We start from the raw sequence: 19856 nt of genomic DNA, 5'->3' as shown, positions 1-19856 counted from the left end.
AATGCGTGTATTATTCGCAGCCTCAGAAGGGGCACCTTATATAAAAAGTGGTGGTTTAGGCGATGTAATCGGTGACTTACCTAAAGCTTTAAAAAACCTTGGTTCAGATGTACAGGTAATCTTACCAAAATACGGGAACATGGACGAAAAATATATGAAAGACATGACCTATATAACTCATTTCAAAGTACCAGTTGCATGGCGGCAACAGTATTGCGGCCTCTTCAGTTATGAAGATGAAAATGGCATTATATTTTATTTTATAGATAATGAACATTACTTTAATCGACCACTTATCTATGGCTATGGAGATGAGGTAGAACGTTATGCATTTTTTAGTAGGGCTGTACTAGAATGTTTAAATTATATTGACTTTTATCCTGATATACTTCATTGTCATGATTGGCAAACAGCGTTGGTTCCAGTCTATTTAAAAGAATTTTATCAAGAGTATCAATCTATAAGGACAGTTTTCACTATTCATAATCTAAAGTATCAAGGAAGATGTGCAGGACATGATTTAGAGGATGTACTTGGATTACCCTATAGTTTCCATCGTAATAATGCTTTTGAATTCCATGGGGATGTAAATCTGCTAAAAGCTGCTCTTTATTACAGTGACTATATTACCACAGTTAGTTCCACCTACGCCCATGAAATTCAGCATGCATTTTATGGCGAAGAACTAGAAGGTGTTATTCAAGAAATCTCGCTTCAGAATAAACTTAAAGGTATACTTAACGGTATAGATTATCACCGCTTCTCTTCATGTAAAGATTTGCAGGAAAAAGCCTATTTAAAAGATCAACTTCAGAAAGAACTCGGATTAAATGAAGAAAAAGACACCCCTATTGTGGCTATTATTTCTCGCCTAGTCGAGCAAAAAGGGCTGGATCTTGTCCGCCATGTTATACATGAAATACTGGATCTCCCCATACAATTAGTCATTCTAGGGCTCGGTGATTATAATTATGAAAACTTATTTAGAGAAATGGAATATCGCTATCCCAAAAAATGCCGTGCTCTTATTACCTTTGATACTGACTTAGCCAATAGAATCTATGGGGGTTCAGACATCTTACTTATGCCATCACTTTTTGAACCATGTGGCTTAGCTCAATTAATTGCTATGAAATACGGCTGCATTCCTCTAGTGAGAAAAACAGGTGGTTTAGCGGATACAGTAAAAGCATTTAACCCTGAAACATTAGAGGGTACTGGATTAAGTTTTGATAATTATAATGCTCATGATCTCCTATTTACCTTAGAGTATGCAGTTTATCTATATAACCAAAAGGATGCTTGGCGGCAACTTTTTATCAATGCCACTCATGAAGATTTCTCATGGCATCAATCAGCTGTGCAATATAACCAACTTTATCATACTCTACTATCATAAAACTAAGTTGACATACTAAAAAACCACTCTTCTTCAACAAGAGTGGTTTCATTATGCCATTTACTCTTCTAATCCCCCAAGGATAATAACAATATCAGACCCCTCAGGTATTTGCTCCGGAGCTACTATTACCTCTGATAAAGTGAAATAACTCCTTAAATCATACCCCATACCTTCTTCTTTAACAATAATCTGTGTCTTTTGATGAAAACTTCCGTTTGAGTTATCTAATCCACCAATATGATAACCTTTTTCTGTTAGAATATCACGGTACTTCGTGGCTAAACCTGTTTTTCCAGTACCATTTAATATGGTGATCACACTATCTTTGCTGTCACTAACAAAACTATTGTCATCACTTAACCTTTGATGAACAAATTCATAGACCGTTGTTTCATCCGTGTATATAAAATACCATATGCCATCTATTTTATCGGTTATACCAGGTATCGTATAAAAATCTATTCTGTTCAAGTCCAGATGTTCATAATATTTCAAATAACTGATGGCATCAAGTATACCTATATCTGTTTCAACTATATCATAGACGACACGCAATAATTGCTCTACCTGCTTTATGCTATTAATATTCAAAAGAGCTTCTGCACAACTTTGTATCAGATACTGCTGAATTTCTATACGTGCTAAATCACTATAAGATGATCGATACCTAACCAACTGCTCAGCTTGGGCACCATTTAAATGTTGATAACCCTCTTTGAGATGGATGTATAAGTTTTGAAATGGATCTTCGTAATTCATATCCATAGGAACGTATAAATCAATACCTCCAAGAGCATCAATCACTTGATCAAAAGAATCAGTATCAACGGTGACATAATGATCGATAGGAATACCAACTATCTGTTCCATAGCATCTATGGTATACAAGATTGGATCTTCTAATCCTGCTCCCTTAACACGCCAGTATAAATCTGTTAATTTCATGGTTTGAGGCGCCCATAGTCCCTCATTAATTCTATTATGTAATTCATCTGAAACTGTTATTTTCGTGTCTCTGGGTATAGCAAATACATCAATGTTATATGTTTCAGTATTAAATACCCCTACCATCATAACATCAGTAAGTCCTCCACTGGCATCCTTCCCGATGATTGCTCCTGTTATATAGAGTGGATCGTTATTCTGCTCGTATACAACCTCTTCTTCAACCACTTTTTCCTCAACAATAATGGGTTGTTTTGAAGGTGGGTTTTCATTACTTTCTTGATGACTCCAAATAAATGCAATCGATGTAACTGCAACTATAACTATAAATATAATTCCAAATTTCTTCATCCAATAACCTCCAAAGGAATTTCACGATTATAATCCAACGACAATGAATATTATACATCAGTTACTATATTTTAACAATATAAAAAACTTGCATTATCGAGTAAAAAGAGTAAAAAAAATAAACATATGACATATCATATGTTTATTTTTCAAATGAAGTTGAGCCTATTGAAGATGCTTAGTATGCTACCTATTAGTTCTATTAAAAGGCCAGAAGCTTCGTCTACCTGGTAGTTCTCTGCTTTGATTATTAGGCTGTCTATTATTAGGCATTCCTCCACCTTGATAATTATGCTGCATACCTCCTGGCTGATACCCATGCATACCGTTCATTGGATGGTTCCTCATGTTCATTGAAGTATTTGGTGGTAAACTACCCATTGGATTATTTTTTAAATCCATCTGAGGAGGATGATAAATTCCTGGAGGATTATTACTTATGCTCCTTTGTGGATTTGCAGGCATCCCTCTTTGGAATTCATTTCTCATATTCCTTTGAGGTTGGTTATTAGCCCTCTTCCCAAAAAGAAAGTTTCTCAAATTTGCTTGAAAATTTGGTAGAATACCTCCTTGAGGATTTCCCATGTTCATTTGTTGTGTAGGTTGCGGTTGCATACCTACTTGGGGATTTCCCATATTCATCTGTTGACTAGGTTGCGGTTGCATACCTCCTTGGGGATTTCCCATGTTCATCTGTTGATTAGGTTGCGGTTGCATACCTCCTTGGGGATTTCCCATATTCATTTGTTGATTAGGTTGCGGTTGCATACCTCCTTGGGGATTTCCCATGTTCATCTGTTGATTAGGTTGCGGTTGCATACCTCCTTGGGGATTTCCCATATTCATCTGTTGACTAGGTTGTGGTTGCATACCAGCCTGTTGATTATTCCTATTATTCATTTGTTGATTAGATTGCATACCAACCTGTTGAGCATTTTGCCGTGCAGGTTGCTGATTATTCCTCGCAGTATTCTGTCGACCTTGACTGTTATTTTGCCGGCCATTGTTTTGTTGATTGTTTCTCCTGCCAGCCTGTCTATTATTCTCATTAACTACAGGATAATAAAGATCAATATAAGATGTATCCCCTTGAGTAACTATTTCTTCAAGAGAATAATGACCTTCACTTGGTCTAAACTCTGTTGTACGAACCCAATTTTGAAGAATCTGCCAACCTAATGGTATTGTTTGAAGAGGATCTTCGAAAGGATCTTTTATGCGCATAACTGCATATTGATCACTTTTTATAGTTGTTATGGTAACATCATCCGATGCTTTCACATTTTGAGGTACCGTCACCATCAGTTGATAGCCTCGTATACCCTGAGTGCCCTCTTCAGTCGATACTGGTACGTTAAAGCCAAAAGCTCTTGTATTATTGTCTTTGACTATTCCCATCTTTTCAAACCAATTTTGCATGTAATCTATCGCATCATCTTCAGGGCAGAAACTTTTCGCTTGATAGGTGGCAACATTCATATCAGGTAGGGTTACTAAATGGACTTCGCTATATTTTTCTTCCATCGCCATTCCCCCTTTATATATAAATACGCATTTGGAGGAAAGAAGATGACATATTCTAATGCATTATTTGTTCATCTTCACGTAATAATGCATATTCTTCACTTGTTAGAAAGTCTCGTGAATTCAGATACTGTGGGATAGCTTGTTCTTCACCATCAATAATAATTTTTGCAAATTTATTTTTGATAATTAGTTCATAGATCTTCTGGTCCTTTTTAAGTCTTCCTAAAACACGATAATGTATCTTTAAGTCTTCACTTAATTGAGGAATATCGAATAGTGATAAGAGTCTTTTACATTTTCCTTTAAATGCTCTTTCAGGATCAAGACCTACTATCTCTTCATTATCAAAAATAAAATCTATATGAAAGATATCATCTTTAATATAAAGATCTGTCTGACAAAACTCATTAATGTACTGACGATATTGATTGCCTCTAGAAATTCTGGAAAACTCCTCCAACTCATCTATAAAGGTTAAAAACTGCGACACATGGGACAGATCTTGTATTCTAAAACCATCACTTGTATGATCGCTTATAGCCTTTAAAATATCTTGTTTTGAAGCTAAGTTAGCATAGTGATTCATATCGATGATTATCTGGTCATCTTTATCATGTATAAAATTCATTGTCTTAAAAGTTCTAAGTGTTGTCATCAGCAAATAGGCACTCATAATGCCATGCTGATAACTTTCAAAATCACAGGAATATCTCAATCTTTGAGCTGGTATCTGCTTAAGAGAATGTTTAATGACTAGGTGTTTGAGACTATCACCTTTAAGTAGTTCTTTTTTAGCTAAAAAGATTGCCTCCGTATCATCCATATCTGGATTAACATCATATCTTATACGACCGCCATCCTCATCTGTGAAATTTAAGCTAGTATGTATATCATCTCCTATGAAATCGATAAAAGTCTTAATGAATTGAACTTGCTCATTATTGTATTTAAAATCAAACTCGCTGAATGACTTAATAGAGAAATTTGGTAGTATTTTACCTATAGATGAATTAATTCTATTTATCTTTTTAATAGGATATCCTAAATCATGTGTTAGCGCTGTGATACAATGAACAGCTTGCTCCATACTCATATATTTCTCTAGAGCTTCAAATGTTTCTTTTCCTTCTTTACCTACTTTCTTTATAATTTCCTCATCTTTCATTAGGTAACCAAGCAAATGCAGAAAATGATTGGTTTCATCTCTATCCTTTCTCACAATCTTATAAAATTCATCTTTATTATAAATATATTCCCCTAAGAAATATACCCACAGACAATGTAAGGTGTGGTCTCTGTAAAAGGAATCTGTAGCAAATATTAACTCTTCAAATTCGACAAATTTATCGAAATAATCAAATAATTCATCATATCCTGACTTATCTGGATGAATAAAACTCATGGCAGCTTCAAAGAGTATTTTCCATAATTCTTTGGCGACACCAATACGATTATGTATCTGCTCTTCTTGCTTTAGTTGATTAATACAGTTTCTAACTTCTTTTTTTACATGTGGCTTTCCTTTCATAAACTCAACTTGATCATCTTCCATCAAATTCAAATAATAATTAAGTACTACTTCTTCATTAATTCTGGACATGATTTTCTCCCCTTTATCGTATATAGTTTAGTATATTTTTAATCTTATCTTTTTTATGTATAATCATAGCTATTATACCAGTATAAAGCTTAATGGTCAAAAAAAGCTGGTCTTTTAACCAGCTTTTATACTTTAAAATTCTATTTCATTTTCCATTCAATAAATTCTTCAGTCATTAAATCATAGGAAAGGTGTTCACCTTTCTTGTGACGAAGCATTAATTCTTTCACGGCTGTATGAGCATCTTTGCCCTCGAATAAGACTTGATTTATCTTTTCAACGATTGGCATTTCAACCTTATATTCCTTAGCAAATGCTAAAGCAGCCTGAGCCGTATGCACACCTTCAACTACCATATGGACTTCATCCAGAGTTTCCTCTAATGACTTACCTTTACCAAGAAGGATTCCTGCACGACGATTCCTACTGTGCATGCTGGTGCAAGTTACTATTAAATCTCCAACTCCAGATAAACCATTGAATGTATGAAAATCTGCCCCCATTGCAATACCTAGACGAGAGATTTCAGCGATACCTCTTGTCATAAGAGCTGCTTTGGTATTATCACCGTATCCTAGTCCATCAGAAGCACCAGCTGCTAAGGCAATAACATTTTTAAGTGCTCCACCTAGCTCAACACCAACTAAATCTGGATTCGTATACACTCTAAAATAATCACTCATAAAGAGATCTTGTACAACAACCGCTGCAGCTTTTGATTTCGAAGAAGCTGCACATGTAGTTGGAATCTTACGAGCTACTTCTTCAGCATGACTAGGTCCAGATAAAACTGCAACTTGATTATTAGGTAATATTTCTTCAATAACTTGCGATAAAGTTTTTAATGTTTCTTTTTCAAGACCTTTCGCTACATTAATTATTTCTTGATCAGGGCGAATAAAATCCTTAAACAATTCCAATGATTGTCTTAAATAGCTTGATGGTATAGCTACAACAATGATATCACTTTCTGTTAATAATGCAGCATAGTCATTTGTTGCTTTAACGCCTTTTGGAATGTCTATGTCTGGAAGATACTCTGTATTCTTATGGTTCTCATTTATATCCTTACATTCACTCTCACTATAGGACCAAATAGTTACGTTGTGACCGTTATTATGTAGCAAGATTGCTAGAGCAATACCCCAGCCACCTGAACCCATGATAGCTATGTTCTTCATAATTATTCATCTCCTACTTTTTTCTTTGAACGTTGACCAAGTTTAGATTCTGTTCCAGATAATAATCTTTTAATGTTAGCACGATGTCTTATAAATGCAAAAATCGTTATAAGAAGCCCAATACCGACAATTTCAAAATAATTAGCATATCCATTATAGAAGATGGCAAACAAAATCGGAACACTGGCTGTTAATAAAAGAGCTCCTAATGATACATAGCGGGTTATTAGCAAAGTCACTATGAGAATACCTGCGACAATTAGACCAACAACCCAGTCAACAGCTAAAATGGTACCAATAGTAGCAGCTATTCCTTTTCCTCCTTTAAACTTAAGGAAGAATGGCCAATTATGTCCCATAATAACTCCTATACCAGCATATAAAGATGCCAATAAACTCATATCTGGAAACAATGTCCTACAAACAACTACAGCAATAACCGCTTTCAATAAATCGCCTAAGAAAGTGATGATACCAGCTTTCCAACCTAAAACCCTTATAACATTTGTCGTTCCAGCATTACCACTACCAAAATTTCTTATATCTATATTATTAGCTATTTTCCCTAAAAAGAAAGCAGTTTGTAAACATCCAAACAAATACCCAATCCCTAAACTTATAAGTCTAAACATACCTATTCCTTCCCTTTCCTTTCTCTAACGATAAAACGTATAGGTGTTCCTTTAAAACCGAAGGCTTCTCTTAGTTGATTCTCAATATACCTTCTATATGAAAAATGCATTAGTTGACGATCGTTTACAAAGAGAACAAAGGTCGGTGGTTTAACAGATACTTGTGTCATATAGTAAATCTTTAGTCGCTTACCTTTATCTGAAGGTGGTTGATTCATTGCCATAGCTTCGTAAAGGATATCATTCAATAAACCTGTTGACACACGCAAGGCATGATTTTGAGAAACCATCTCTATAGTTTCAAATAACTTATTAACTCTAAGACCTGTCTTAGCAGAAATAAACATCATTGGTGCATAAGTCATGAAGCTGAAAGTTTCACCTAAGTCATTCATATAACGATACATGGTCTTATCATCTTTTTCAATAGCATCCCATTTATTCACAACAATGATAGAAGCTTTACCTCTTTCATGAGCAATACCAGCAATCTTAGCATCTTGCTCTGTAACACCCTTTTCTGCATCAATAAGGATAACCGCGACTCCTGCTCTTTCTATTGCTGATACAGAACGAACAATACTGTATTTCTCTATATCTTCTTTGATTTTACTCTTTCTTCGTATCCCAGCAGTATCAATGAAAACAAATTCTTTACCATCAACAGTAACAGGCGTATCAATTGCATCACGAGTAGTTCCAGCTATATCAGACACGATAACTCTATTCTCACCAAGAATTTTATTAATAAGTGAAGATTTCCCTACATTTGGTTTACCAATAATGGCTACCTTTAAAATATCATCGTCCTCTTCCTTGATTTCATCCTGATCAAAATTCTTAACTACTTCGTCCAACATATCCCCTAAACCAAGCATCTGCTCTGCAGAGATTGGGAAAGGATCGCCTAGCCCTAGATTATAAAACTCATAAACTTCATAGGACATTTTATTACGATCATCGATTTTGTTAACAGCCAGTACAACAGGTTTCTTAGCTTTTCTTAACATTGTAGCTACTTCTGCGTCGGTATCAGTAAGACCTGTTTTACCGTCAACAATAAATAAAATAACTGATGCTGTTTCTATAGCTATTTCTGCTTGTTTACGCATATGACTAAGTATTAAATCATCACTATCAGGTTCAATACCACCGGTATCAATTAATGTGAAATTATAGTTAAGCCATTCTACATCTGCATAAATCCTATCTCTAGTAACGCCAGGCGTATCTTCTACAATAGAAATACGTTCCCCAGCTAATCGGTTAAATAATGTTGATTTTCCAACATTAGGTCTACCAACTACTGCAACAATTGGTTTCATGTACATTCTCCTTTGATTTCTTCTAGTCTCTTATACTATCTTATCTATGACTTCTCTAGTATTGCTTCAATCAGATCCTTACCAGATGTTTCAACAATACGAACTGATGTTTTTAGTTCATCTTCAATTTCTTTAACTGTTATATCATCTAATAATATCTCTTCTTCTGCTTTTAGTAGATTACTTGGTAATAGAAGCTCATCTCCAAGGTCAATACCTTTCAATTGCTCTATGATATCACTACCAGTTAGTAAACCTGATACAGTTATTCGATCACCAAAAAATTTATTCTTAATACCGATAACTTTTAAATCTACATTTGGAAACTTCTCTTTTAGTTGAGAAGCACAATGATTAATAATAGATAGTGGTAATAATGATGTAGCTATAGTTAACTTTTTAGAAATTTCAGTATTGGATTTCAGTTTTTTAAAACTTGATTCAAATTCATCCATAAAGAGCCTAACCATACCTACTCCATTTTCTAACTGTAAATAGCCATCATACCGTTCTTCCTCTGGTATTGGTCTCTCTGATAAAATATAAAACTCATCTGAAGCGTGGATAAAATGTTTACCAGTCTCTTCACTGATCTTCTTTTGCCAACTTTCAATTAAGTCTACAACTGCTATAGCATCATCTTTTGAAAATGGTTCTAGATTATATAATCCTTCACGGTATTTTGATATACCCACAGGTACTACTGATACACTCTGCATATGAGGAATAAAGTCTGATAATTCTCGAATACTTCGATTGAGTTCTTCACCATCGTTAACACCTTTGCAAAGAACAATCTGACCATTTAATGTAATCCCTGCATCGGCTAATCGTTGAATATATTCTAGGACCTGCCCTGCAAATTTATTATTAAGCATCTTTTTACGTAGTTCTGGATTGGTTGTGTGGACTGATACATTGATTGGTGACATTCTATATTTGATAATGCGTTGAATATCATCCTCTTTCATATTCGTCAATGTAATATAATTACCTTTTAAGAAGGATAGTCGTGAATCATCATCTTTAAAATATAAAGTCTTACGCATGCCCTTAGGCATTTGATCTATAAAACAAAAAATGCATTTATTTCTGCATGATTTATAGTTATCCATCAAGTCAGCTTCAAACTTAATACCAAGATCTTCATTATAATCTTTTTCAATTTCAAATATCCATTCCTCACCATTAGGTTTTAAGAAGGATACTTCTATATATTCTTCTTCTATAAAGAAGTAATAGTCAAAAACATCTTTTATTTCTTTTCCGTTTATAGAAAGTAATCGGTCACCTGCTTCGATCTCTAACTCTTCCGCAATACTCCCTTTTACGACTTTTGTTATAATATGTTCTGTCATCAGTATTCCCCTTACGTTACTTTAATTGGATAATTGCAGCTAGAGAGCCTCTCATCCCATGATGTCCTCTATGTGAATAGAAGTGATCAAGATGACACTTCGTGCATAAATCCGTTATAAGAATATTATCTTCAAGGATGCCTTCTTTTATTAAAGTAAGTTTATTAGCCGACCATAAATCTATCATATATTTGCCATTTTGTCTAGGCATAATCAAGTATTTTTCCTCATCAGGGAATGCTTTTTTAAATTCATTAACAACTTCCTCTCCTACTTCAAAGCAACAAGAACCAATGGAAGGACCAATACCAATTAGAATATCCTTCATGTCAGAGCCATAGGATTCTTGCATAACTGTAACCATTTTCGCCCCAATTTTTTGCACCGTACCTCGCCATCCTGCATGAGCAAGGGCTACTACTTCTTTAACTTGATCAAGGAAAAAAAGCGGAACACAGTCTGCATAAAAAGTAATAAGTGGAATTCCCTTTTCATTTGTTATTAATCCATCAATCTCCTTGATATCACTATCCAATCGGTAGCCTTTCCCCATATCTTGAGATGTAACGTGATATATTTGATCTTTGTGAACTTGTTGAGAGAATACAAGATCATTTTCATCGACTTCAATAGCTTTACAGATGATTTGATAATTTTCTCTTACGTTCTCTTCTTCATCTCCTCTGGAAAAACCAAGATTTAAGGATTGATAAATGCCATGACTAACACCACCATGTTTGGTTGTAAAACAGTGTTTTGTTTTGCCTGTTGCATCGAAATGTGGAAATGTCAGCCACTTGAGCTTTTCTTTACTATGAATTTGAAGTGTATTGGAATGTAATTGCATCAGTTCACCATCCCTCAATTTACAATATTACTTCACATGAAAATTTAGCCATACTTATATATATCATATATTGTTTCCTTTAATTCTTCAAGTCTTTTGTTATGGATACACCATCACTTAGAGTGATACTCACATGTCATAAAAGCTTCATTTGTAAGCACTGGTAATTCATGTTATAATATGCAAGGAATATTCTAAAAAATAAGGATGATGGATGTATGAAAGAAAAAATTATATTAGTTGGAATAGGACTTATCTTATTATTTCAACTCGTTATCATGATTAATCAACATAACTCTAAAGCCAACATTGAAAGACTCAATTTAAGAATTGATCAAATAAGTGATACTGTCACCTATACAGGTTATGATATTGAAAATAGTTTATACAGTCTTCAAGATTCAATTTATGAAGAAATGGCAAATTACAATGAAGAACTAACTAAGTACAATAGTTATATTACTACTTTACAAGAGAATGTTGAAGATGTGACTGATGAAGAAAACCTAGATTTAGCTCCTGTAGTTGAAGACTTATTGTTAAATCCTGAAGAAAATATCACTGTAGACATATCTACTTATCTGGAAAAGAATCAACCCTATTTAAAATTTCAGGTCACTTTCTCAGGAGAACTAGATGCTTTAATAACTAACCCCAAAATTAAACTCTTAAATGAAAGCTCTGGCTCATATATACTGAATGCCTTAGAGCAAGAAGGTAACACCTATGCGTGCAGTTTTAAGTTATTAAAAGATACTTCATACAGTTATTCTGTCTTAGGTGTTATACGTAATAAAACCTTAAATACAGAATTGAAATCTGTCAATCCTGTTTATCTCTATCAATATGAAAACTTTACATATGAGGCTAACCTTTATGACAGCCAATTATCAATTCTACTCGGATTGGAGACAAGTCCACCTGCACTGGAAGCTTTGCGTGTTCAAAACATGACATTTAAAATATTGGATGAAAATAATAATTTATTAGATACACTTGATATGGATTCCTTGTGTAAAGAACGCTTTGATATGGCTTATAAGGAAATTCCAATTGAGAAATTACTTGTATTAATCGCTGCAGGAGAATTCAAATTCGATCAAGATATAAATCACATGAAAGTTGTTCCAGGAAAAATCGAAATTATAATAACCTATGGAACTGATGACGTAATAACTAAAAAAATCGATATTAAACAGATTGACTAAAAAGAAACCAAGTTAAGAGGTCATTCAACTTAGCTTGGTTTCTTTTTATACTTGAAAAGCATCTACTATATGCTCTATCTGGTCACCTAGTATTTCTATGACATCAAAACGAAAGTTACTCTCTAGCTGATAGGAACTAATGTACCATAGGGCTGTTTTATAAATTTTTTGGCGCTTATAACCATTGACCGCTTCTCTTGGATAGCCGTACCGAATACTCTTTCTATACTTCACTTCAACGAAAACAAATGTATTATCATCCATTGCTATGAGGTCTATTTCACCATAAGGACATCGATAGTTTTTAACTTTTATAGTATAACCTTTTGCAAGGAGATAGTTTAAAGCTCTTTTTTCACCTTCATCCCCTTTAACCTTCTTGTTTACTTTCATTAATTCTACCCTCTAACTCATCTAAATCATTAACAAATACTAATATTTCAGCCACAACTTGATAGAGTTCTTTAGGGATTTCATTCCCGATGTCTAATTTTATGAGTTCATCAGTCAACTTCTTGTCTTCATAGATAGGTACATTTGATTTTTCTGCAGTTTCAAGTATGTTTTCTGCTACTATCCCCTTACCTTTGGCCAATACAGCAGGCGCATAACTAATATTGGGATCATATTGAATAGCTACGGCTTTTTTATGTTTCTTCATAGTATCACACTCTCATATCAAAAGAAAATCGGGGATCCTGACTTTGTTCTTTCTCATCTTCTTCAAATAAATCAAAAGATTTCTCAAATAAACGAATCCTATAATGTTGCAGTTGGTAACCACTACTCTGCAGTTGATTAGACAGTTGATTAATTTTATTCTCAACTAACGTTTTAATATGTTTGTTTTCAACACCGATTTGGCAGGATAGTTTCTTATCATCTACATTAAGATAACATTCAAAATGACCTAAAAATGCTGTATCTAAAGTGATTAAAGCGGTCCTAGTATCATTTTGTTCTTTACCTGTGCCACCCTTCTTATCTTCAAAGATCATCAGATTACCTTGAGTCAAACCATTACTCATTTGTAAAGGAATATTAAGTACCGTCATGTTTTGATTGACTTGCTGTAATACTTGCAATTGATCTTTTACCTGAATGACCTGTTGTTCCAGTTCTTTACCTTCATTCATGTTACTAAGGGACTTATTTGCAGTATTCATTACATCTTCTATTTTTTCATAAACTTCTGCTATATTCTCTTTTGTTAAAACATTATCTACTTTAATAAAGAACTCTTTAATCAGCAGTTCCTTAATTAATAACTGATTAACTTGTTCTTTTGCTTGTGCTTCTGGTACATTTGCTTCAATTAACTGCTCTACCTCATCAAAAGTTAATTCTCTATTGATTGGTAGTGATTCAATAAAGGGCTTTATTACCTTTTCATTGAGTAATGGTAATTTTGATTGAAGTGATTGAACTGCTGAAGGTATATTTTTATTCTGAACAGGTAAAAATTCTTTAACCAGATCTGAACGCTGTTCTTTAGGCAGATGCGCAATTTTATCAATCATAACCTCTAATTGTTCAGATAAATGGGCTTTATTACCTACCAAATGATCTAATAATTGAACGTTTTTATCATTAATCTGAAGGTTCTGCTTCAACATAAAAAGCACTTTATTGAGAGGTATTTGGTTCTGGTTAACATGACGATTAATAGTCTGTACAAAGTTTTTGTTAATAGGTAACTTTTGATCAACGAGTTTAAAGATCATGTTCATATTTTCTTTTGTCAGTGGTATACCTGCTTCTTTAAGGGCATGTTGAGCTACTGCTTCTTTACCTTGTTGTAAGTTACCCTCCGGCTTGATGACAATTTGTCCATTATCTGAAGATTGGACTTTAAAAGATAACTTTTGGCCCATCTTTAATTCTACGTTACTGCCCAATCGAGCATTTAACATTGTTCCATTCAACATTTTTAATAAAATTTGATCTTTAGTAATATTTTCAACGACACCCTTAAATACATCACCTGGTTGAAGTTGCAGTATCCCCTTCTGTGTATTGTTGATGTTCGTCTGTTGATGAATTTTTGCAAAATAATCCTGAGTTATTTGCACCTTATCACCTCGTTTAATCAGGCTTTAATCAATTAAGTTAGTGACAAAACTCTTCCTATGTATCGGACATAACCCGTACTTCTTAATTGCTTCTATATGCTCTTTCGTTCCATAGCCTTTATTCCTTTTGAAATTATACTGTGGAAAGAGTTCATGATAATCTTCCATCATTCTATCCCGAGACACTTTTGCCACTATACTAGCCGCAGCTATAGATATACTCTTTGAATCCCCTTTAATAATAGCTTCTTGAGGTATTGTTATATCAGGAATAGTAACAGCATCTACCAAAAGTTGATCAGGTTTAACAGACATTTGGTCGATAGAACTACGCATAGCTTCATAGGTAGCTTGTAGAATATTAATCTCATCAATGGTTTTCACGTCGATGATTCCTATTCTATAATCCACAGCACTTTGTGTAATCGCTTCAAAAAATGCTTCCCTCTTGACCTCAGATAATTTTTTTGAATCGTCTAATCCTAATATTGGTTGCTCATCTAATATAACCACAGCACTAACAACTGGTCCAGCTAAGGGACCTCTACCAACTTCGTCAATACCTGCTATATACTCTTTTCCTTGGCCTTGAAATGAATTTTCATAGATACTCATTTCTTCAAATTTCTCTATTAATTGTTGATGCTTAGCAAGCTTATTGTTGTACTTTTTCAATAGGTTCTGTACACCTGCTCTTTCATCATCATAATAGAGTCTCATTTCTTCATGTAATTCATCTATATGAACATTGCTTAAGTATAAATCTATTGCTTTGATAGACTGTGCCATGATTGACCTCCTAATATGTATATCGTCAAGACATTAGTTAATTATAAATGCTATCCTAGAAAAATTCAAGAAGTGATATCTCATAATGCTTATCAACAGATATCACAGTCTAATTTTTCTGTAAAACGTCGACAGTAATCTATACAGTCTATACCCAGAGTAGCTTTAGTTGTTCCTTCTATCTTGTTGAGTTCATTGATCGATACAAGAATTGATTGTGAAGATGTTACATTATAATCATGTACACTTCTTACACCGATTTTATAGAGGCTTTTGGCATAATCTACCCCTACACCGTTAATTCTTAACAAGTCAACGATTCTTAAACCGTATTCTATGCTTTCAAATGGAATTTGGATGCTCTCTGATAACTCAACTCTATTCTTTTCACTTATAAACGCTTCATAATAATGCTTAGTATTCTTAATTTTCTTAGTGGCCAACTTAGTTAACTCACCTTCAGTAAATATGCTTAACTTAGTTAATGGCATTGTTTTAACTTTATAGCTGTTGACCATTTGATTAAGGATAATAAGGTATTCTTGATCTATTCCATATGCTTCTGCAACTGAAAGATAATTTTTTTTATTCTTAAGTAAGTCTTGTATATCCAGTAAGTTGCTTAGACCTTTATTCTCTAGCTTCAGTAAATTACTGTTCATATGATGTAAAATTCCCTTTTGTGATGGTAAAAGATGCACAGTATTCATTATTTCTTCAAATTCTCTTATTGTTATCTGATCTAAAGGTATAGAATACATAATCTCCTCCTAAATTTATCATGAGTATATCATTTTCTTTTATTAACAGTAATCTTCGTAATAATTGCTAAACATATAATGAGTAGAACTAAAGGTAAAATCAGCTTGTTTCTAGGCATTTTAGCATTTTCAACATCTACCGCGTCCAATTGTTCAACTTTATTTGAAGTAACCTGGTACACATCTTCTGTAGGGGTCTCCATAGCCATATTCTCGTTAGAATTCTTATCTAATCTCGCCTGTGCAGCAAAATACTCACCATCATTAATATATTCTTCATAGCGTTTTACCATATCATATTTTTCGCTTATTAACTCTAATGACTGATAATCACTTGAAGTTGCTTTAAAAAGCCAATTCCTATCTATCTCTTTATCCTTTAAGAGAACTACCACAAGGTGGTCGCCAACTGTTGGTACGTCACTAGTACCATAATAGACTTCAATAGGATCGATTGTAAGGACTTCTTCAGTTATTTCACCCATCATTATCGTTATTGGTTGAAGGGTACATGTTTCCTGGTTTAAATCAACAAGCTCGCCTATAAAAAGAGCCTTTTGCTCTCCATTCATTAAAGCTTCTGGTATATCGCCAGCATGGACAACAGACAGGCCAAACATTATTGTCATGATTATCAGAAGGATTTTACTACCTCTATTCATTTGCATATCACCTCCGTGAATGATATTAGATTATCTTCTTATATTATAATTATGTATTCGGTATATAGATAGAGAAGTAATTGGATTAAATTTTATAATATAGCCACTCTGGTATTATTCTCATTAACCAAGCTATAAGCCTCCATCTCTTTGTTACAACAGCTTTCTCTTTCCCTTTTTTGATTACTTCAAGTATTTGCTTAGCAGCTACCTCTACAGGCGCAACCCAAAATGCTTTATCGCCCTGCCCCATGGCTGTGTCTACAAAACCAGGCTTAATATCAATAACTTTTATATCCATTTTCTCTTTTTTTGCTTTACATCTTAGTCCTTCTAAATAGTTAGATAGATAAGATTTTGTAGCACCATACGCCGGACTATAAGAACTTCCTCTAATACCAGCAATAGATGAGATTCCAACTATGCAACCACTCTTTTGCTTAGAAAAATATCGGTAAGCTACATTAGCTATAGAAGTGAATCCTAGAGCATTGACTTCTATGGTTTGCTTCTCTATACCCCAATCCAATTCAAGGTTGACATGCCCATATCCAGAGTTGATTACAATAAGATCTAGACCACCAAGTTCTTTTATTAATTCTTCTAACTCTTTCATCGCTTCTTCAGTCTTAGATATATCCATCTTTTTTACATGTACCTTATTTTCGTACTTATCTTTTAACTCTTCAAGTAATGGAACCCTTCTTGCAGTGATCCCAACGGTATAATCATCATCTATAAGTTGTATGGCAACTTCTCTACCTATCCCACTGCTTGCACCTATAACAATAGCTTTTTTCATCGATAAACCTCCATCTAGTATATATTGAACAAATGCAAGCATTTTTCATTAGTTCAATATATATTCCGTAATTGTTAATATGAAACGTTCTAAAAATCAACTAAATCTATATCTTATGAGTTGAATTAACTATCAACACATATGAAACAACTATTAATCCGTACTTTATTGTTATATAGCCAATTAAAAAGATCCAATGCATCATCGGCACTTTTATAATCTTTTATATCGATAAAATACGCCGCACATATAAGCTCAATACATATAAAGAAATACCATGCAGATTCTTTTTCTATCGGTAAAAGAGGTGACTTTTCCTCATAGGAACCAGTGAAACCTCTGACCGCTTCAAGCCATACATTTTGTAATCCCTCTTCTCTAAAGTCTTCATAAAAGAAACTTAGCAACATGTAACAAATATCAAAGATTCTGTACCCAATTGTTGCTAAATCAAAGTCGATTAACCCTGACCATTCACCATTTTCAAAGAGTATATTTCCACCGTGGGGATCTCTATGTATATGTTGCTTTGGTACATTAGTGAAATAATATACCACCTCTTCTCTTAACTGATTGAGCTTCTCTTGAATGGATGCATCATCATAATGCTTTAATAATGTTGGTAATGCCCAATCATAGATTTGCTTATCAAACTTCATGTCCCTAATAGTCTCATTATCACCTTTGTAATCAGCAAGTGCTAAATGTATTTGAGCTAATACGTTGCTGTGCTGAAATATGATATTCCTATCATCTTTTTTCAAGTTATATATTATATGTTCACCCTCTAAAGCTTTGTATAAGCTTAAACATTCTCCTTCATATTCAACAAAACATTCACCTTTATCAGATAGCCTTGGAACTGAAACAGGTACCCCCTTCTTTTTTAAGTGTTGTATAAAATGAGTTTCTGCTAACACTCTTTTCTTATTCGACTTATTCTTAAGAATAAAGCTTGTTCCATCTTCACAATTAACCCTATAAACATTATCTTGAATTTTCTTCAATTCCTTAACATCTTTTATATTCCAAAACTTAAGTACCTCATGATTCACATTCATATGTTTCACCTCTAGATTCAAATTTCTATCCCCTAACTTACTCATGTTCTTTCCTATATAATAGGAACAACTGCTTTTGCATATCAATTCCAATCTTTCGCATTCTATTTTTTAATGAATCAACTTCATTTAATAATTGCTTGTATTCTTGAGTATGAGCGACTTCATCAACCTTTTTATCTAAAGCATGATCAATTGAAAGCAAACTCTCCTCCCCTACCCCTTTATAACAATCATCATCGTATTCATTCTCTTCTAAAAGTGATAAGTGATTGCCATTAAAGAATTCCTTTACTTCTTCTTTGGATAAAGTAAAATTATGTATTTTCCCTTGTAACTTATCAACTTTTACAAAGAAATCTGATAAATATCTATCTGTTAGTTGAGTCTCAGTCAAATCGTCGTGTATCATCTCATTGATAACGAATAACCCATCTTCTTTCAATACTCGATATACTTCTCTAATCACTTTGTCTACATTTTCAAAATGATGTAAAGAATTTGATATTGTGATTAAATCAAACTCCTCATCTAAAAATGGAAGCTTAGCCCCATCAGCTAACAATAATGTTACTTCTTCATCTTTCAGCTTTTCTCTAGCAATATGAAGTATTTCCTTTGTGACATCACATCCAATTGCACGATTATAAGATTTTATATTCGCCAATAAAGCTTTTAAAAAAACGCCATTCCCTGTTCCAATATCTAAAACCTTATTACATTCTAAACCTAATAGTAAGGGACTATTCTGGATGATATCTTTATACATTGTATACTGCCTCCTTTATCATTAAACAGCGATACAGATTAATGGTAACTTAGGTTACCGTTACACACTATTATACATCAATAACTATATTTACTCAATAATCCCATTATCTAACTAATGGAGTTATAAATAAATAAAAACCTATGCCTTTAGACATAGGTTAACTGTTCTTACTCTTATACTGGTTAACAATATTGATAAACTCTGCTTTTGGTTGAATACTCTCTATAAATACTTGCATGAAATCTCTCTCTTCTGCTATCGATTGTATGGATAAAGCTTTAAAGACTTCTGGTACTTGTTCGTTCAAATACTCTTTTATCACTTTTTCAGGTGAAACCACTTTTTTATTACGATCTTTATACTTTTCATTAAAGCAGCTCTTACACACTTTTTTATAACCTGTTTTTGCTCGTCTATCTATTGGAAAATCCTCTAACACTTTTTCTTCATGACATTCTATGCAAATTTGAAACTCTTCGTTCATTACTCACACCTACTTTTATAATTAAATAATAAATATATCATAATATATATTTTATCTCATTTATATAATATATCATA

General features: G+C 33.5%; 20 protein-coding genes. 2 read left to right on the top strand and 18 right to left on the bottom strand.

Translation table 11 applies throughout. The annotated features are described in order from the left end of the window. Position 1 precedes the first annotated feature (1 nt). Positions 2 to 1399, top strand: a complete 1398-nt coding sequence (glgA, locus tag C1Y58_RS23995; protein WP_105619595.1) for a glycogen synthase GlgA — start codon at positions 2 to 4, stop codon at positions 1397 to 1399. Between the two features lie 60 nt (positions 1400 to 1459). Here glgA and C1Y58_RS23990 read toward each other — a convergent pair whose 3' ends face one another. From C1Y58_RS23990 to pgeF, 8 genes are all read right to left on the bottom strand, one after another. Continuing rightward, positions 1460 to 2698, bottom strand: a complete 1239-nt coding sequence (locus tag C1Y58_RS23990; RefSeq protein ID WP_105619593.1) for an LCP family protein — start codon at positions 2696 to 2698, stop codon at positions 1460 to 1462. Between the two features lie 186 nt (positions 2699 to 2884). Beyond that, a complete protein-coding gene (locus C1Y58_RS23985; protein ID WP_157950267.1) occupies positions 2885 to 4222 on the bottom strand; it encodes an effector binding domain-containing protein in 1338 nt (445 codons plus the stop codon). A gap of 55 nt (positions 4223 to 4277) precedes the next feature. After that, positions 4278 to 5825, bottom strand: a complete 1548-nt coding sequence (locus tag C1Y58_RS23980) for a hypothetical protein (RefSeq protein ID WP_105619590.1) — start codon at positions 5823 to 5825, stop codon at positions 4278 to 4280. A 140-nt stretch (positions 5826 to 5965) separates the two neighbouring features. Beyond that, positions 5966 to 7006, bottom strand: a complete 1041-nt coding sequence (locus C1Y58_RS23975) for an NAD(P)H-dependent glycerol-3-phosphate dehydrogenase (protein ID WP_105619588.1) — start codon at positions 7004 to 7006, stop codon at positions 5966 to 5968. A gap of 2 nt (positions 7007 to 7008) precedes the next feature. Further along, positions 7009 to 7638: a glycerol-3-phosphate 1-O-acyltransferase PlsY gene (gene plsY, locus C1Y58_RS23970; protein ID WP_105619586.1), complete on the bottom strand. Its 630-nt coding sequence runs from the start codon at positions 7636 to 7638 to the stop codon at positions 7009 to 7011. Between the two features lie 2 nt (positions 7639 to 7640). Further along, positions 7641 to 8963: a ribosome biogenesis GTPase Der gene (der, locus tag C1Y58_RS23965; RefSeq protein WP_105619584.1), complete on the bottom strand. Its 1323-nt coding sequence runs from the start codon at positions 8961 to 8963 to the stop codon at positions 7641 to 7643. 44 nt (positions 8964 to 9007) lie between these two features. After that, positions 9008 to 10321, bottom strand: coding sequence for a DUF512 domain-containing protein (locus C1Y58_RS23960; protein WP_105619582.1), 1314 nt, complete (start codon positions 10319 to 10321; stop codon positions 9008 to 9010). A gap of 16 nt (positions 10322 to 10337) precedes the next feature. Next, positions 10338 to 11168 (bottom strand): peptidoglycan editing factor PgeF, encoded by an 831-nt coding sequence (gene pgeF, locus C1Y58_RS23955; protein ID WP_105619581.1) that lies wholly within the window; start codon positions 11166 to 11168, stop codon positions 10338 to 10340. Positions 11169 to 11386: 218 nt separating this feature from the next. Here pgeF and C1Y58_RS23950 point away from each other — a divergent pair, with 218 nt between their 5' ends. Beyond that, positions 11387 to 12376, top strand: a complete 990-nt coding sequence (locus tag C1Y58_RS23950; protein WP_105619580.1) for a hypothetical protein — start codon at positions 11387 to 11389, stop codon at positions 12374 to 12376. A 45-nt stretch (positions 12377 to 12421) separates the two neighbouring features. Here the strand turns inward: C1Y58_RS23950 and C1Y58_RS23945 are convergent, their stop codons facing one another. The 10 genes from C1Y58_RS23945 to C1Y58_RS23900 form a co-directional block, all read right to left on the bottom strand. Continuing rightward, positions 12422 to 12769: a YraN family protein gene (locus C1Y58_RS23945; protein WP_105619578.1), complete on the bottom strand. Its 348-nt coding sequence runs from the start codon at positions 12767 to 12769 to the stop codon at positions 12422 to 12424. Beyond that, positions 12747 to 13037, bottom strand: a complete 291-nt coding sequence (locus C1Y58_RS23940; protein WP_105619576.1) for an EscU/YscU/HrcU family type III secretion system export apparatus switch protein — start codon at positions 13035 to 13037, stop codon at positions 12747 to 12749. The genes C1Y58_RS23945 and C1Y58_RS23940 overlap by 23 nt, the downstream gene beginning before the upstream one ends. 4 nt (positions 13038 to 13041) lie before the next feature. Next, a complete protein-coding gene (gene fliK, locus C1Y58_RS23935) occupies positions 13042 to 14448 on the bottom strand; it encodes a flagellar hook-length control protein FliK (RefSeq protein ID WP_105619574.1) in 1407 nt (468 codons plus the stop codon). Positions 14449 to 14472: 24 nt separating this feature from the next. Beyond that, positions 14473 to 15237, bottom strand: a complete 765-nt coding sequence (locus C1Y58_RS23930) for a ribonuclease HII (RefSeq protein WP_207655816.1) — start codon at positions 15235 to 15237, stop codon at positions 14473 to 14475. A 92-nt stretch (positions 15238 to 15329) separates the two neighbouring features. After that, positions 15330 to 15998: a DUF4332 domain-containing protein gene (locus tag C1Y58_RS23925; protein ID WP_105619570.1), complete on the bottom strand. Its 669-nt coding sequence runs from the start codon at positions 15996 to 15998 to the stop codon at positions 15330 to 15332. 29 nt (positions 15999 to 16027) lie between these two features. Beyond that, on the bottom strand, positions 16028 to 16660 hold the full coding sequence (locus C1Y58_RS23920; protein ID WP_105619568.1) for a hypothetical protein: 633 nt from the start codon (positions 16658 to 16660) through the stop codon (positions 16028 to 16030). Between the two features lie 85 nt (positions 16661 to 16745). Beyond that, the gene (locus tag C1Y58_RS23915; RefSeq protein WP_105619566.1) at positions 16746 to 17462 is read right to left on the bottom strand and encodes an SDR family NAD(P)-dependent oxidoreductase; all 717 of its coding nucleotides are present in this window, start codon (positions 17460 to 17462) and stop codon (positions 16746 to 16748) included. A 125-nt stretch (positions 17463 to 17587) separates the two neighbouring features. Next, complete coding sequence (locus C1Y58_RS23910; protein WP_170311683.1) at positions 17588 to 18523, bottom strand: phosphotransferase enzyme family protein; 936 nt, start codon at positions 18521 to 18523, stop codon at positions 17588 to 17590. A gap of 37 nt (positions 18524 to 18560) precedes the next feature. Continuing rightward, the gene (locus C1Y58_RS23905) at positions 18561 to 19292 is read right to left on the bottom strand and encodes a class I SAM-dependent methyltransferase (protein WP_105619562.1); all 732 of its coding nucleotides are present in this window, start codon (positions 19290 to 19292) and stop codon (positions 18561 to 18563) included. Positions 19293 to 19452: 160 nt separating this feature from the next. Next, entirely contained in the window at positions 19453 to 19779 is a 327-nt protein-coding gene (locus C1Y58_RS23900) for a TraR/DksA family transcriptional regulator (RefSeq protein ID WP_105619560.1), read from the bottom strand. Positions 19780 to 19856: the final 77 nt, after the last annotated feature.

It is taken from the genome of Vallitalea okinawensis (assembly GCF_002964605.1).
GTDB classification, from domain to species: Bacteria; Bacillota; Clostridia; order Lachnospirales; family PQDH01; genus Vallitalea_A; species Vallitalea_A okinawensis.
Note: the sequence above shows the minus strand (reverse complement) of the source record. Positions and strands in the feature narration are given on the sequence as shown.